Source organism: Granulosicoccus antarcticus IMCC3135, from assembly GCF_002215215.1.
Taxonomy (GTDB): Bacteria; Pseudomonadota; Gammaproteobacteria; order Granulosicoccales; family Granulosicoccaceae; genus Granulosicoccus; species Granulosicoccus antarcticus.
In genome coordinates this window covers 2,047,829-2,062,516 of the sequence record NZ_CP018632.1, presented here as the reverse complement: position 1 = coordinate 2,062,516, position 14,688 = coordinate 2,047,829, and the positions used below count along the sequence as shown (strand labels likewise).

12 protein-coding genes and 3 pseudogenes are annotated in these 14,688 nt (G+C 52.4%); 7 read left to right on the top strand and 8 right to left on the bottom strand.

The window, feature by feature from the left end; all coding sequences use genetic code 11:
- Positions 1-22 precede the first annotated feature (22 nt).
- Positions 23-295 carry an EAL domain-containing protein gene (locus IMCC3135_RS08945; RefSeq protein WP_088921762.1) on the bottom strand — a complete coding sequence of 91 codons (273 nt, stop codon included), beginning with the start codon at positions 293-295 and terminating at the stop codon, positions 23-25.
- Positions 296-545: 250 nt separating this feature from the next.
- Positions 546-1,460, bottom strand: coding sequence for a LysR substrate-binding domain-containing protein (locus IMCC3135_RS08940; protein WP_088917289.1), 915 nt, complete (start codon positions 1,458-1,460; stop codon positions 546-548).
- 162 nt (positions 1,461-1,622) lie between these two features.
- Here IMCC3135_RS08940 and IMCC3135_RS08935 point away from each other — a divergent pair, with 162 nt between their 5' ends.
- From IMCC3135_RS08935 to IMCC3135_RS35445, 4 genes and pseudogenes are all read left to right on the top strand, one after another.
- Complete coding sequence (locus IMCC3135_RS08935; protein WP_088917288.1) at positions 1,623-2,534, top strand: alpha/beta fold hydrolase; 912 nt, start codon at positions 1,623-1,625, stop codon at positions 2,532-2,534.
- Complete coding sequence (gene leuC, locus IMCC3135_RS08930; RefSeq protein ID WP_088917287.1) at positions 2,531-3,946, top strand: 3-isopropylmalate dehydratase large subunit; 1,416 nt, start codon at positions 2,531-2,533, stop codon at positions 3,944-3,946. Before IMCC3135_RS08935 ends, leuC begins: the two co-directional genes overlap by 4 nt.
- Positions 3,943-4,578 carry a 3-isopropylmalate dehydratase small subunit gene (leuD, locus tag IMCC3135_RS08925; protein WP_088917286.1) on the top strand — a complete coding sequence of 212 codons (636 nt, stop codon included), beginning with the start codon at positions 3,943-3,945 and terminating at the stop codon, positions 4,576-4,578. Before leuC ends, leuD begins: the two co-directional genes overlap by 4 nt.
- 66 nt (positions 4,579-4,644) lie before the next feature.
- Positions 4,645-4,869: pseudogene (locus tag IMCC3135_RS35445) on the top strand (carboxymuconolactone decarboxylase family protein); the annotation flags it as partial.
- A 50-nt stretch (positions 4,870-4,919) separates the two neighbouring features.
- On the opposite strand, the gene IMCC3135_RS08915 reads toward IMCC3135_RS35445, so the two are convergent.
- The 5 genes and pseudogenes from IMCC3135_RS08915 to IMCC3135_RS35440 form a co-directional block, all read right to left on the bottom strand.
- Positions 4,920-6,041 carry an HD domain-containing phosphohydrolase gene (locus IMCC3135_RS08915; protein WP_088917284.1) on the bottom strand — a complete coding sequence of 374 codons (1,122 nt, stop codon included), beginning with the start codon at positions 6,039-6,041 and terminating at the stop codon, positions 4,920-4,922.
- Positions 6,038-8,341, bottom strand: a complete 2,304-nt coding sequence (locus IMCC3135_RS08910) for an ATP-binding response regulator (RefSeq protein WP_088917283.1) — start codon at positions 8,339-8,341, stop codon at positions 6,038-6,040. The genes IMCC3135_RS08915 and IMCC3135_RS08910 overlap by 4 nt, the downstream gene beginning before the upstream one ends.
- Before the next feature lie 54 nt (positions 8,342-8,395).
- Positions 8,396-9,244: a phosphate/phosphite/phosphonate ABC transporter substrate-binding protein gene (locus IMCC3135_RS08905; RefSeq protein ID WP_088917282.1), complete on the bottom strand. Its 849-nt coding sequence runs from the start codon at positions 9,242-9,244 to the stop codon at positions 8,396-8,398.
- Between the two features lie 237 nt (positions 9,245-9,481).
- Complete coding sequence (locus IMCC3135_RS34685; RefSeq protein ID WP_418251436.1) at positions 9,482-10,174, bottom strand: amidase family protein; 693 nt, start codon at positions 10,172-10,174, stop codon at positions 9,482-9,484.
- Between the two features lie 95 nt (positions 10,175-10,269).
- Positions 10,270-10,638 (bottom strand): annotated as a pseudogene (locus tag IMCC3135_RS35440) (amidase family protein); the annotation flags it as partial.
- A gap of 58 nt (positions 10,639-10,696) precedes the next feature.
- Here IMCC3135_RS35440 and IMCC3135_RS08895 point away from each other — a divergent pair.
- Together IMCC3135_RS08895 and IMCC3135_RS35435 are read left to right on the top strand one after the other, a co-directional pair.
- Positions 10,697-11,365 (top strand): annotated as a pseudogene (locus tag IMCC3135_RS08895) (transposase); the annotation flags it as partial.
- Between the two features lie 41 nt (positions 11,366-11,406).
- Positions 11,407-11,577 (top strand): zinc ribbon domain-containing protein, encoded by a 171-nt coding sequence (locus IMCC3135_RS35435; protein ID WP_418251423.1) that lies wholly within the window; start codon positions 11,407-11,409, stop codon positions 11,575-11,577.
- A 250-nt stretch (positions 11,578-11,827) separates the two neighbouring features.
- Here IMCC3135_RS35435 and IMCC3135_RS08890 read toward each other — a convergent pair whose 3' ends face one another.
- Complete coding sequence (locus IMCC3135_RS08890) at positions 11,828-13,447, bottom strand: GMC family oxidoreductase (protein ID WP_088917281.1); 1,620 nt, start codon at positions 13,445-13,447, stop codon at positions 11,828-11,830.
- A gap of 251 nt (positions 13,448-13,698) precedes the next feature.
- Here IMCC3135_RS08890 and IMCC3135_RS08885 point away from each other — a divergent pair, with 251 nt between their 5' ends.
- Positions 13,699-14,685, top strand: a complete 987-nt coding sequence (locus IMCC3135_RS08885) for an ABC transporter substrate-binding protein (protein WP_088917280.1) — start codon at positions 13,699-13,701, stop codon at positions 14,683-14,685.
- The last annotated feature ends 3 nt before the right edge of the window (positions 14,686-14,688 follow it).

Sequence of the window (14,688 nt, the reverse complement as noted above, 5' to 3'; positions counted from 1 at the left end):
AGTGATTAATTATCATCAGTAATCATCGAAAAACCGCATGTAACGATATCAGATAGTAGCCATGAGCCGACTTGCAACCTGCATCTGAGAGATGGCTCAAACTGGAATAGTCCGTACCAAAATCATCCATCGCGATGCTCACACAGAACTCCCGTAATTCGGACAGGGTTTTGAGCACAGAGTCCGTATTTAGCATCAATACCGATTCGGTAACTTCCACTTCCAATCGTTTGGGATTCAATCCAGACTGGGTAATGACTGACTTGAATTTTTTCGCCAGATCAGTTTGTCCCATCGCAGGCAATGCCTCGAACCCTGTTAGCTCTTGCCCTGATATGTCCGTAGCTGCCGAGGCCAGGAAATTTCACGTTTTCTCGGAAATATAAAAGCAGTGACAGATGGCCGAATCACTGGTGGAGGGATACGATAGCCAGGAGGCCATAATCACCAACACAGACACTGCCCTTATCTATTGAGATAATCGTTTTGCTCATTTCTAGCCAAGCATCCCTGGCGCTCCAGACACCGTGCAACCCCTTGTTCAATCACCCATCCATACGTCCGAAGTGCTGTTCGAAAAATTCCAGGCAAACCCGCAGCTTCGCCGAGTTCGCAACGCGCGTTGAATAGACCGCCCAGACATCGGCGCTCTGGCTATAGTCATCGAGTACGCGTACCAGTTTTTTCTGCTTCAGCAGCGGTCCGACATCCCACATCGAGCGCAGCAGTATGCCGCGCCCGTGCAAGGCCCACTGCAGCACGATCTCGCCATTGTTCGATGACAAAGGGCCGTTGATGCGGACCGTCTCTGCATGGCCATTACCTTGCAAGTCCCAGACGCCAAATGCATTGTTGCGCTCCTTGATCACCAGGCAATCGTGCTCGGCAAGCTGGTCCAGCCTCGTCGGGGTACCACGCCGTTTGAGGTAATCGGGGGCTGCGCACAATACTCGCTGGTTCGAGACAAGATGGCGGCTGATGTGCTGACCGGGTAAGTCGTCGCCTACCCTGATTTCCAGATCGAACCCTTCGCCAACGATGTCAACGACTCGATCAAAGACGTCAAACCGAATTTCAAGTTCGGGAAACTGTTCGGCCAGCATCGCGACCGCCGGTGCGACATGGTTTCGACCGAACCCAAAGCTACTGCAGATATGCAGCAAGCCATGTGGGCTCTGACGCGCAGTTGACAGCGTATCAAACAGAGAATCCATGTCATCCAGTATCTGTACTGCGCCACGCTCGACCAGCTCGCCATCACCGGTCAGTGAGCAGCGTCGGCTGGTTCGGTGAAACAATCGTGCATTCAACGCCTCTTCCAACAGACGAATGCGCTTGCTGATATAGGCGGGTGAGACACCCAGCTCTTCGGCTGCGGCTGCAAAGCTTTGCTTGCGAATAACAGTCAAAAAGACGTGGAGATCTTTTGCTAACGGCCATTGATCACGAAGTGTGTTCATAGACTTCACATTTTACGTCTTACATTTACGTTACGTGAAGATTAACATTGTTGATACTCGGTCGATCAGGCGTGTTTCGCACTGTGCTCGATCGAAAAGGGAATTACCACAAGTCCCTGTAGATGGCACTAGCCGGAACACCATGACACGGGAGAAAAGTCGATGCTCGATACGATCAATCAGTTGTTTCCAGGCTTCGCGCAGCACCGCATCGAAGTCGAATCCAACATTCATATCAATGCGGTTGTTGGCGGCAGTGGTCCCCCTCTACTGCTCCTGCACGGTCACCCACAAACGCTTTCCATCTGGCATAAGGTCGCACCGGTACTCGCAGAACGCTTTACCGTGGTGGCGACCGATCTGCGTGGTTACGGTGATTCTTCAAAGCCTGCAGGTTTGCCCGATCATTCAAACTACTCAAAGCGTGTGTTCGCACAAGATCAGGTGACACTGATGCGCAGTCTCGGCTTTGATCGTTTTGATGTGCTTGCACACGATCGTGGCGCCCGAGTCGCACACCGCTTGGCGGTTGATCACCCGCAGGCCGTATCCCGATTGATCCTGTTGGACATTGCACCAACACTCTCAATGTATCAGCAAACCAGTGAAACTTTCGCGCGCGCCTATTGGCACTGGTTCTTTCTGATTCAAGCTGCCCCGCTGCCCGAACGCCTTATCGAAGCGGACCCGGCAGCCTTTATTGCTGATGTCATGGGCCGACGCAGCGCGGGCCTGGCACCTTTCGATCCGCGAGCATTAGCTGAATATAAGCGTTGCATAGCTCTTACTGGTGCGGCCCATGGCATCTGCGAGGACTATCGGGCCGCGGCCAGTATCGACATGGAGCACGAACGCGTCGATATCGAAGCAAGTCGCCTGATCCAGGCCCCCATGCTGGTGCTGTGGGGTGAACAAGGGGTCATCCAACGCTGCTTCAAGCCGCTTGATGAATGGCAAGCTCTGGCACGCCAGGTGGAAGGCGAAGCACTGCCCTGCGGCCACTACATCGCCGAGGAAGCACCCGATGCCTTGCTTGCCAAAGTCCTGCCCTTCTTGTCAAGGGAGCCCTCATGACTTCCAGGACGCTGTATCGCAAGCTGGTTGATTCGCATACGGTGACATGGCTTGATGACGAGAACCTGTTGCTGTTTTGCGATCTGCACCTGATGAACGAGTACACCAGCCCGCAGGCCTTCGCCGGACTATACGAGCAAGGCCATGAAGTGCCCATGCCCGATCAGAACGTGGCAGTGGTTAGCCACATCATCCCGACTCACCCTACCCGGGTTCGAATCATCTCGGACCCAGCCTCCGCATTGCAAGCCCGGAACCTGAAGAAGAACTGTGATCACTTCGGTATTCCCCTGTTTGATACCAACGATGCACTGCAAGGTATAGAACATGTGGTGGCGCCTGAACTGGGCCTGATCCGCCCGGGCATGGTCGTGATCTGCGGCGACAGCCACACAACGACCTATGGTGCTCTGGGAGCGCTGGGATTTGGTATCGGTACAACTGATGTAGAACATGTTCTGGCTACCCAGACACTGGTCTACAAACCTGCCATGGATATGCGCATCCGTATCGACGGCACGCTACCTGTGGGCACAACGGCCAAGGACCTGGTGCTTGATGTCATTGGACGCATCGGTGCACAAGGCGCGCGTGGCTACGCTGTCGAGTTCTGCGGTACGACAATCGATGCGCTATCGGTCGAGGCACGCTTCACCCTGTGCAACATGATCCTTGAGGCTGGCGTGCGCGGTGCGCTCATCGCACCGGATCAAAAGGCCATTGACTATGTCACAAGCCGTGCGCCGGACATCGCAGAGCAGTATCTGGATGCAGCACTTGCAGCATGGGACAAGCTTCATTCAGATACGGATGCCGTTTTTGATATCGAACATCACTTCGATGCCAGCCATGTCGCCCCTCAGGTCACCTGGGGCACCAGCCCTGATCAGGTTGTGGCTATCGACGGTAGTATCCCGGCCCTGGATACGATATTGGACCATTCGGTGCGCGGCAGCGCTGCACGTGCGCTGGCCTACACCGGACTGCGGGCAGGTTCTGCTATCGAAGGCACAGCGATACAACACGTTTTTATCGGCTCCTGCACTAATGGCAGGATCGAGGATCTGCGTGCGGCGGCGGGTATTGTTCACGGCAGACAGGTTGCCCAGGGCGTGCGTGCCATGGTCGTACCGGGTTCAGGTGCGGTGAAGAGAGCCGCCGAAGCTGAAGGGCTGGATCGTATATTCACACAAGCAGGTTTCGAGTGGCGCAACGCTGGTTGCTCCATGTGCCTGGCCATGAATGATGATGTGCTGGCTGCCGGTGTACGATGCGCCTCGACCACCAATCGCAACTTCGAAGGTCGTCAGGGGCGCGGCGCCATTACACACCTCATGAGCCCGGCGATGGCAGCCGCAGCAGCTGTCTCTGGACACATCACCGACGTACGTCAACTGGAGGTCTTGTCATGACCGATAACACTTGTATACAGGGACAGGCAGCAGCACTATGCATCGAAAATCTGGATACCGACCAGATCATGCCCAAGCAGTTTTTGCGCGGCATTGACAAGGCAGGACTCAAAGAAGGTTTGTTGTATGATCTCCGCTTTGATACACAAGGTCAGCGTCGGCCCGATTTCATTCTCAATCAGGATGCCTATGCACACGCCTCGATCCTGATTGCAGGTTCCAATTTTGGTTGCGGCTCAAGTCGGGAACATGCCGTGTGGGGAATGCAGCAGTACGGTATTCAGGCTGTGGTTGCATCAAGCTTTGCCGAGATATTCCATGCCAATGCCATGAACAATCGCCTTCTACTGATAACACTGCCACCTGAGCAAGTGGCGCAATTGATGGATGATGCGAACGATTCTGCCAACAATAGTATTGACATCGATATCACTGCACAATCGCTGCGTAGTCGCAACGTTCAAGCAAGTTTCGAACTGATGCCCCGGCATCGCCGGATGTTTCTAGAAGGTCTGGACAGCATCGGGCTATCCTTGAGCTATCAGGACGAGATAACAGACTTTGCAAGCAATCACTGGACTCATCAGCCTTGGCTACGTCATGTTGCAGCCACCGCAAGGCGCCATCTTTGAACTTGCCCTCCTCTTTCAAATAGAGAGTGTACCTCCAGCTCCGCACTCGACCATTCACGCGGGACAAGAGAGCTCATTGCACTTGCTGTGGCGGCTCAGATTCCTTGTCCATACTGTGTTTATGCGCACAGGAACAATGCAATAAAATTTGGAGCTACTGAGGCCGAGTTGAAAGAAGCTGCTGCCACTGCAGGCTATGTCAGGTTGCTGAGTACGGTGTTTCAAGCGGTTGAGTATGATCTTGAATCCTTCAAGAAAGAACACGACGCAATACGAGAGGCCTCAAAATAGATTGGGCCGCTATCGTGATCGTGTGTCGTTTTCAGTCTTTGTTCGGAGTTTCATTTAAACCCAGGATCAACATCCATATTGATAAAGTCCACATCGCCACTTTTCTTTGTCAACACACTTAAAAAGGCATCCACCACCTTTGCATCAAACTGCTCACCCTTGTGATTCGTGATGTACTCGATGGCCTCTTGTTCACTCCATGCTTCTTTGTAAGGGCGAACATGTGTCAATGCATCGAAGACATCCACGACAGATACGATGCGCGCTTCAATCGGAATTTCTTTTCCTTTCAACTGATTCGGGTATCCGTTTCCATTCCATTGTTCATGATGTGACAAGGCTATTTGCTCAGCCATTTCCAGTAGCTCGCTGTGTCCGCCAGACAGAACCTTGGCGCCGATGACGCAGTGCTGTTTCATCAGATCCAATTCATCTTCAGTCAGTTTGCCAGGCTTCAGCAAGATGGCATCCGGGATGCCAATTTTGCCAAGATCGTGCAATCTTGCAGCCTTGTTTATGAGCTCGACAAAATCAGCTGAATAGCCCAGCTCTTCGGCAACCAAAGCAGCAATGGTACCTACGCGAAATGTATGTTTACCTGTGGCATCATCTCTGAACTCAGCGGCCTCAGCAAGACGATTTGCAATCTCAACATTGGTATCGTCAAGAACCTGATTAACCTTGCTCAGTGCCTGATTGTTTTCAGCGAGTTCACGTGTGCGGTCCAGCACGGCAGCTTCAAGCAGGCTGCTGTACTCCAGATGTTGCTTGTACATATAGCGTGTTTGCAAGAGATTGCCTACTCGTTGCGCGACTTCAAGAACGTCAAGTGGTTTGGTCAAAAAATCGGTTGCACCGTCCTTCAGGGTTTGTTGTCGAGCCTGTCTTTCTGTTATCGCGGTGAGCACAACAATGGGCAAAAATACGGAAGAATCGTATAGGGCACGAATACTACGCAGGATTTCGTACCCATCTATATGTGGCATCATGATATCCAGAAGCACGATATCAGGCTCTGATTTTTCTATATGAGGAAGCACATTGCGGCTATCCACGATGCTCGTGATATTCCTGTAGCCTGTGCGACGAAAAAGCTGTTCCAGGAACACCAGATTGTCAGCATTGTCGTCAACTATCAAGATGCTCAGGTCTTTGATCTTTTCTTCCATCATGCGTCTATAAATTTCCGTACGTGGTCCAGGAGATCCTGCACATCCAGTGGCTTGGTGATGTAGTCATTCGCACCTTTATGCAACAAGCGTTCTATGTGCTCAGGGGTCGCATCGGCACTTACGATAATTACAGGTATTGAATGCATATCCGGATTTTCTCTCATGCGTTCCAGAACTTCCTCTCCTCCCAGTACGGGAAGATGCAAATCCAGCAAGACCAGGTCCGGTTTCGCCGCTCGAATGAGCTCCAAACCTTCCAGCCCCTGCATCGCTACCTGCAGATCAATATTTCCCAGACGTTCGAGCACTTTTTCAACCAAGGCTACATTCGAGGTGTTGTCTTCTATATAAATGATCGTCGCTGGAGGTCGCTGCTCTGAGCCTGCGTTTTCTACCTGCGGCGTCTTCATGATCATTGGAACCGTCACTTCAAGTTTGTGAGCTATTGGTAGCTCTATCCAAACAGTCGTACCTTTGCCAGCTGTACTACACACACCTATGGTTCCATCCATTGCAAACAGTAATTGTCTGGATAACGACAGGCCTATACCGCTACCGTCAATTGACGTTTGTTCGGCGCCAAGGCGATCAAACGGCGTGAATAATCGGTCCATTTTATCGGTTGCAATGCCCTGCCCTGTATCTTCGACCGACAATCGTAACCGTTCGCTTCCTTGTACCGAAGCATTGATGATAACTGTTCCGTGCACATGGTTATATTTGATTGCATTGGAGAGCAAGTTGACAAGAACCTGATTTATTCTTTGCAAATCACCTAAAACGAGCAAGTCATCAGTGAAGTTCTGGTGGATTGAAAGGGTAACCTGATGACTCTCCGCCAGTGGCTGAACCAGTCGCAACACATTTTCAGCTGCTTCCTTAATCACTACTGGTTCTCTGGAAAGCGTCATACCACCGCTTTCAATCTTGGAAATATCCAGAACATCATTGATGAGTACCAGCAAATGCTGGCCTGCTTTCAGAATACGCTCTACAAAGTCCTGATTGTCCTTACCCAGGTCGTCTAGTTCAAGTAACTGAGTAAAGCCCAGAATTGCATTGAGTGGCGTTCTGAGCTCATGACTCATTCTTGAGAGAAACTCACTTTTGGCCAGATTCGCCTTTTCTGCTTCTGTTTTTGCCTCGTAGAGTTGTCTTTCAGCTTTCTTGCGTTCAGTAACGTCACTTTCGATTGCGATGAAGTTGCGCAATACACCATCATCATCAAATACAGGTTGCACCGCTATATTCACCCAATACGGAATGCCTGACTTGCTGTAGTTGATAACCTCTAACTCGCAACTCTCTTGCGCAGAGAGGCGTTCGCGCATTTGATGTCGAATGTCCGGATCCGTGTCAGGCCCTTGCAAGAAACTAGCGGGGCGCTTGCCAATGATTTCGCCTGAGCTATACCCCGTCATTTTCTCGAAACCAGCGTTCACCCATTCAATTTCCTCTTTAGCATTGGTGATGATCACAGCATTATTGGTCTTACTCGCTACCATTGCGAGTTTTTTTGCTTCAGCACTACTGGCTTGCACTTGTTGTTCTTGTTCCAGTAGCTTTTGCGACACCAGATTCAGCGCTTGCCCAAGTTGCTTGAACTCTCGCGCAAAGCCCATCACTTCGATCTTTTCACCACGCCGTGTATCCAGCGTAGACGCAAATTCACTGGCATCCTGAATCGCTTTAAGCGGTTTTCGAAAGTACAGAAACATGAACAACAGCACAGCCAGCGTAGTCAAAAAACCAAAACCAAGCGTGCTGAGCAGCAAACGACGGCGCTCCTGGAACGCTTGTTCAAGACTGAAATTGAGCTCAACGACACCAATTGGTTCACGGCCAACAACAATGGGTTCCCACACTGACAGACTGTGATCATCGTTGGTTAGTTCAGAATATTGCTCTATCCACAATTGCTCTTCGAACCGGTGATCGTAATTCGCAACGACCTGCCCATCGGTAACGCTTAGTTTGCTGATAGACTTACCTTTGGCATTGACAACATTCAAGCCTGTGACATTGGGTAGTTTTGCATATTGTCTGAGCAGAACTTCCAACGATGCATAGTCTTTAACCATGAGAAGGTTAGCGCAATCAAATGCCAGGTTCTGAGACAGCGCAATGGCTGTACTGGTAATGGAGTCGACGATGAATCTACTCTGCTGACGGCTGGTATTCAGTGCATACAGGGCAAAAGCGATCGTGGTTAGCAGCAGCATCAACAGCCCGACCTGAGAACGGAAATTTCCAGGCAACATGAAGTGCAGATATTTTTTTATCTGTGTTGTTTCAAGCATCGGGCAATGCGCCTGTTCCAATCACATGAACCTGTCTATGTGTATACAATTTTCTCAATCGGCCACCACAACAAAATTTTCTAACTGAAGGTCCTCAAGAATCTGATAATGGTCTTTGTAAGTAACCCGCATAGGTTCTGCCAGTTGAACGGCCTTGAGCATTTCACGACCAGCTTCAGTCTCCCTCAGCTCGAGCACAGCATCGACTACTCCATCTCGGATCTCTGCGGGAACTCTCGGATGAACGGCCAGTGGATGTGGTGTAACACCCGGGGTTTCGTAGATCACACGCAGCGCGGCTTGAAAGCCCTCCGCTTCTTTAAGTAGGGTATTGTTTACCCCTCCACCTGCGGCCGCTTCACCTAACAAGGCGTGTCGATAGGAATTTGCATGGGTCCCGACATAAGAGGCCGTTATATCGATGCCAATTTCGTTGGCAAGCAGCGCACGCATGTAAAGGGATGCACCAAAGGCATTTGGCGCAGGAAAAGCAATGGTCGCGCCATCCAGATCTGCAACAGATTCAATTTCGCTCGCTACAGGCACAACCAGAATACCCTTGAGTTGCCGAGAGCTGTCACTCAGTATCGGCTCATAACCATGTGCCTTGTGCGCCATGACTTCATGGTAGGGGTTCAGAAAAACGAAATCTGGATTTGCCTCGAGAAAATCAATCTCGAACAGTGGGATGCTATCTTGCAAAGACAACTCTATTTCGACACCAAGCTTGTCATTTAAATATTCGAGCAAAGGTTGCCAGTCGTCATGAAGAACCGCCTGTGGTAGTTGTGGCACAACTGAGATAATGTAACGTTCCTGAGCAAAGCTCATGCCCGAGCTCATCACCACTGCTGCCATTACCGTTGAAATCAACGCGTTTTTGACACGAACCAATCTATTCATCGACACTCTCTCCCTCCCACCATTTTAGTAGCATGATCAACGTCCACCAATAGGCCACGCTCCTGAATCTGAAAAATGTGTCGCTCCTTCTCAGATTATAATGCCTGGCCAATATGTCTCAGCTTTGGATTCAAGGGCCGGTGTGTAACGTTTCCTTTGAATTACAGTGCTTTCAATCGGTATATATAATACGACCTTTTAGTGAATGCTTCGGCCTGATACCTGTTAGCACAAGCATCATCTTCGCAGAGGCGTACCTATCAGCGAAGGGGGTAATCGTTTGAGTATGTCACCGGAAGCCTGTTCGTAGGCACGGGCAATCTGAAGTACTTCAAGATCCGCCTGATGGCGTCCGATCAACTGGATACCCATGGGCAAACCAATATCATTGAAACCTGCCGGCACGCTGATCACAGGACACCCGGAGAGCAAGCCAGGAATCACAACTTCCATCCACCGATGATAAGTGTCCATGGATCGGCCCGCGATGTCCGTCGGCCAGTCCAGCTCTGCCGCAAAAGGGAATACCTGGGCTGTGGGCAACGCCAGATAATCGTAGTGTTCGAACATCGTTCGCAGATACTCATACCAGGCACTACGGATGACATTGGCTTTGTGTACATCCATTGCCGACAAGGCCAATCCACCTTCGACCTCCCAGCGTGCTTCCGGCTTGAGACCATCGCGCTTGGCAGGATCGCTGTAAAGCGCTCCCAGCGATCCGGCGATTCCCCAGTGACGCAAGGTTAGCCAGCACTGCCACAGTTGTGTGGGGTCGAAATCGGGTACCTTGGCATCGACCTCGCAACCGAGCGCAGTGAACGTATCAAGCGCGCGCTCGCAAAGCGGAAGAATGCCCTCCTCCATAGATAAGTATCCGTTCCAGTTGCCGGCCCAGGCAATTCGCATACCCTTGACATCACGATCCAGACTGCCTGCAAACAGGCAGGGATCCTCGTTAATGGATAGTGGTGCACGAAGATCCGCTCCCGATTGTGTTGCAAGCAGACGAGAATGTTGTTGTAGGCTGCCGGATTGCGTAATGAACCCATCATGTCGCTGCCATCGGCTACTGGTAGCATACGCATGGCAAGAGCAGAAGCGGCTCCACCACTGGAACCACCTGCACTGCGACTGTTGTCATACGCATTGCGCGTGACACCAAAGATTGTATTGTAGCTGTGTGAGCCGAGACCAAATTCAGGCACGTTGGTTTTGCCGATAACAATAGCTCCGTCGCGTTTCATGCGTGCAACGACAATACCGTCAGACTCTGGTATCTGATTGGCAAAGTGCGGAGAACCCAGCGTCGTTCTCAGGCCCGAGGTTGCTGCAAGGTCCTTGATGGCCTGCGGTATGCCATGCAGCCAGCCAAGTGATTCACCGCGTGCCAGCTGTGCATCGCGTTCGTCAAAACGGAATTAGCCTGTGTAACGCGGTTAAGATAGAAGCATGGATCAGGCATCTTCCAATCAGAAACAACTGCGCACGCTGAGACTGCGTGTCAAGGACAAACATGCCGCTGAGCTTTCCCGTCAGGCACGAGCCGTCAATTACGTCTGGAATTACATCAACGAGCTGTCAGAGCGCAGTATTCGCGAACTGGGCCGTTTTCTTTCGGTCTTCGATCTTCACTCATACACCACTGGCGCCAGTAAAGAGCTGGGTTTGCATAGCCATACGGTGCAGAAAGTAGCAGGCTCCTACGTTCAGGCAAGAATCCAGTTCAGAAAGCGCAAACTGGGGAAGTCAACGGGCAAGATCGCCATGGGTATTGACTTGGGGTGCAAGGATGCTGCGACCACCAGTGAGGCAGATGTATTGCATGGGCGCTGGTATCGAGCGGATGAGAAAGCGTTGGCCACGGCCCAGCGGGCAAGAAAGAAGCGTCAGACAAAGAAGATACACGCCAGAATAAGAAACCGCCGCAGCGATGGAATCCATCAGTTTTCTACACGGATTGTAGAAAAGAGTGCGGCGGTGTTTGTCGGAAACGTCTCATCCAAAGCGATGGTAAAGACTACGATGGCCAAGTCAGCACTGGATGCTGGTTGGTCTAGCCTCAAGAGAGCCCTGGAATATAAATGCGCTAGCGCAGGGGTTATCTACCAAGAAGTGAACGAGGCATATTCCACACGAGCCTTTCAGGGAGCCTGTTCTGTGTGCGGTGCACTCAGCGGTCCGAAAGGTCTGAAAGATCTCGTAATAAGCGGCCCGCGCAGGGGCAATGGAGCTGTGTCGAGTGTGGAAGCTCGCACGATCGCGATATAAACGCGGCCCGCAACATTGCCGCTCTGGGAATTCAGAGCCTTGCAGAAGGAGCCTACGAATGAGCGAAGAGGAAAAGAATCCTCTTCTCTTCAGGGAGAGGAGAATTCAAATGATCAAGATACGTATTCATCACCTCTCGACAGGAGACATCCCTGTCATGTATGGCGTTAGATAGTGTCAGCGCGTCCCAGGTAACCAGGGCTGGGGCCGTATAGTTGTCAGGTATTGCCGCTGTGACCGGATCAATCATGATTATTCCTCGTATGCCTTTGAGTCAGCATTTCACGTGGAGGCAGAGACAGCACTCGTTTGCTATAGCTTGCCGCTGACAAGATCGGCACAGCGATCCCCGAGCATCATCGCTGGCGCATTGGTGTTACCGGCGTTGATGTTGGGCATGGCCGACAGATCGCAGACACGCAAGCCTTCCACGCCGCGCACACGCAGACGCGAATCCAGCACAGCATCACGATCTCCATCACGTCCCATTCGGGCAGTGCCGCTGGGGTGATAGTTCGTCTTGACGAAGCGCTTGCAATGATTGCGCAGCGTCTCGTCATCATCTCGACCATCGGGTGGTACGGCGATGCGATCGATCCGGTTTGCCAGAGGGGATTGGCGCAGGGCTTCCAGAAAGAAGCGTTGCCCGGCAATCATGGTCCGCATATCGTCCTCATGCTGCAGCAAGTTTGGCGAGACGAGCGGCATGGCGGATGGGTCCGCGGAAGCCAGTCGAACCTCGCCTCGTGACTTGGGTTTGACAACGACTGTTGTTATGGTCAGACCATAACCATTTTCTACTTCGCCCAGTGCATCACGGTCGAGATACACGATGGGTGGGCAGAATGCCTGGATGGTGGGTGTCGCATTACGATCGATCGGATTGATGAAGGCGCCTGCTTCAACACCTGCTGTGGTGATGGGCCCAGAGCCGAACAGCTTGAACTGCAAGCCGTTCTTGAGCATGCGCCAACCCTCCCCCTGCTTGTAGTATCCGTAAGGACCATTAGCCAGTGCGCTCATCGGAACTTCGGGATGATCGATCAGGTTCTGACCAACACCCCGAAGCTCAACGCTGCAATCAATACCGTGCTCGGCCAAGTGCGCGGCAGGACCGATGCCTGACAGCATCAGCAGTTTGGGGGTGATCAAAGAACCTGCCGCCAGTATGATTTCACCGTCGGTATGGACCGTGTGCAGACGACCTGCTTTGTCACGGTACTCAACCGCACGTGCACGGTTGCCCTGCATAACGATGCGCTGCACTTCGCAGTGCAGGCGTACGCTCAAGTCAGGATTGTTCTCCAGTGGTGACAGGTGTGAGTAGGCCGCCGAGCAGCGGCGGCCCGCACGATTCATGAATTGATAGAAGCCGACGCCACGTTGCGAGGCTCCATTGAAATCTGTATTGAACGGTTCCCCCATAGCCTGTACTGCCTGCACGAACCAGCGGGATACCTCGTTGATGTGCCCCGGGTCCGAAACCAGAAGAGGCCCTTCTGTCCCATGACGTTCATCATGCAATCGTTCATTGCCTTCCATGGACCTGAAGTGCGGGAGTACATCCTTCCAACTCCAGCCGATGGCGTCGTTGTTGCCCCGCAGCAATTCTTCCCATTCATCGTAGTCCGATGGGCGTCCCCGCATATAAACCTGCGCGTTGACCGAGGAGCCGCCGCCGAGCACGTTGCCTTGTGGAATATCGTGCACTCGACCATCCAGGTGCGCCTGCGGCACTGTGCGGTGATAGCGCATGAAGCGCGAGCCGTTGATCATCTTGAATATGCCTGGAGGCATGTCCAGCAAGGGGTGACGGTTCGAATGGCCGGCTTCCAGCACAAGCACCCTGGCACCTGACTTGACCAGCCCCGCCGCAGCCACGCAGCCCGAGGAGCCACCCCCGATGACGATGTGATCGAATGTCTCGCTCATGCAGGCTCTCCCGGTGGAATGTGTTGGTAGCGACGAAAATCGACTTTATTGGGTGTTGACACGTTCGACCCAATGAGACTAGCATTCTAACTATGGTCATACCAAACAGGCAAGACGTTTTGCCGAATCGAGTGAGGAAATTCGACTTTCCAGCCCGACAAGCCGGTGTGATCCCGATACATCACCGAAGTCGCGAGACGGGGCGAAGATCCTTGCGCGGCTCAATAAACCCCACGGAACTGAAGAGGCATATGATGAAAAACACTGGACTTACGCAGGCACTCACCGCAGTCAGTCTCGCGCTGGCGGTAGCCGCCGGTGCGGCAAGCGCACAGGATTTGCCCAAACTTGAAAAGAAAGATCGCTACAAGGTTGGCTTCTCGCAGATGGAAAGCAACAACCCATGGCGTATCGCCGAGACCAAGTCGTTCATGGATACGGCCGAGAGCTGCAACTGGGATCTGATTGCCACCGATGCTGCAGGTTCCGCCGCCAAACAGGTAGCCGATGTGGATTCCATGATTGCTCAGGGCATCGACATCCTGTTTCTGCCTCCACGGGAAGAAAAACCTCTGATTCCTGCCGTCATGAAAGCCAAGGCGGCAGGTATTCCCACTTTCCTGGTTGATCGTTCGGTTGATCCAGCCGTTGCACAAGCCGGTCGCGACTATGTCGCGTTTCTCGGCTCTGACTTCATTGATCAGGGGCGCCGGGTTGCCGAGTGGACACTGGAGAATTTCAAGGGAGACAAGGGTGTCATTGTCGAGTTGGAAGGCACCACCGGTTCATCACCGGCAAACGATCGCCGCAAGGGCTTTGATGATGTGATGGCACAGCACGACAACATGACCATCGTGGCCTCACAGTCTGGTGATTTTGCGCGTGATCTTGGACGACAGGTCATGGAAACACTGCTGCAGGCGCATCCTGATGTGAACATCGTATACGCGCACAACGATGAAATGGCCATCGGTGCCATCCAGGCTCTGACGCTGGCCGGACGCAATCCGGGAGAGGACGTCATGGTTGTCTCCATCGACGGCACACGAGATGCACTGCAGGCCATCATCGACGGCAAGATGGGTGTGACGGTCGAGTCCTCCCCGTTCTTTGGTCCGGTGGCCTGTAATGTCATGGAACGCTACATCGCCGGTGAAGATATCGAGCCTTGGGTTCAGGTTCAGGATCGCATCTTTACAGCAGAAAACGCTGCTGACCATATCGACGAAGCGTACTGATCG

Bases quoted from the DNA above. Each gene is read 5' to 3' on its own strand.
- IMCC3135_RS08945 (WP_088921762.1), bottom strand. From the start codon at position 295: ATGGGACAAACTGATCTGGCGAAAAAATTCAAGTCAGTCATTACCCAG.
- IMCC3135_RS08940 (WP_088917289.1), bottom strand. From the start codon at position 1,460: ATGAACACACTTCGTGATCAATGGCCGTTAGCAAAAGATCTCCACGTC.
- IMCC3135_RS08935 (WP_088917288.1), top strand. From the start codon at position 1,623: ATGCTCGATACGATCAATCAGTTGTTTCCAGGCTTCGCGCAGCACCGC.
- leuC (WP_088917287.1), top strand. From the start codon at position 2,531: ATGACTTCCAGGACGCTGTATCGCAAGCTGGTTGATTCGCATACGGTG.
- leuD (WP_088917286.1), top strand. From the start codon at position 3,943: ATGACCGATAACACTTGTATACAGGGACAGGCAGCAGCACTATGCATC.
- IMCC3135_RS08915 (WP_088917284.1), bottom strand. From the start codon at position 6,041: ATGATGGAAGAAAAGATCAAAGACCTGAGCATCTTGATAGTTGACGAC.
- IMCC3135_RS08910 (WP_088917283.1), bottom strand. From the start codon at position 8,341: ATGCTTGAAACAACACAGATAAAAAAATATCTGCACTTCATGTTGCCT.
- IMCC3135_RS08905 (WP_088917282.1), bottom strand. From the start codon at position 9,244: ATGAATAGATTGGTTCGTGTCAAAAACGCGTTGATTTCAACGGTAATG.
- IMCC3135_RS08890 (WP_088917281.1), bottom strand. From the start codon at position 13,447: ATGAGCGAGACATTCGATCACATCGTCATCGGGGGTGGCTCCTCGGGC.
- IMCC3135_RS08885 (WP_088917280.1), top strand. From the start codon at position 13,699: ATGATGAAAAACACTGGACTTACGCAGGCACTCACCGCAGTCAGTCTC.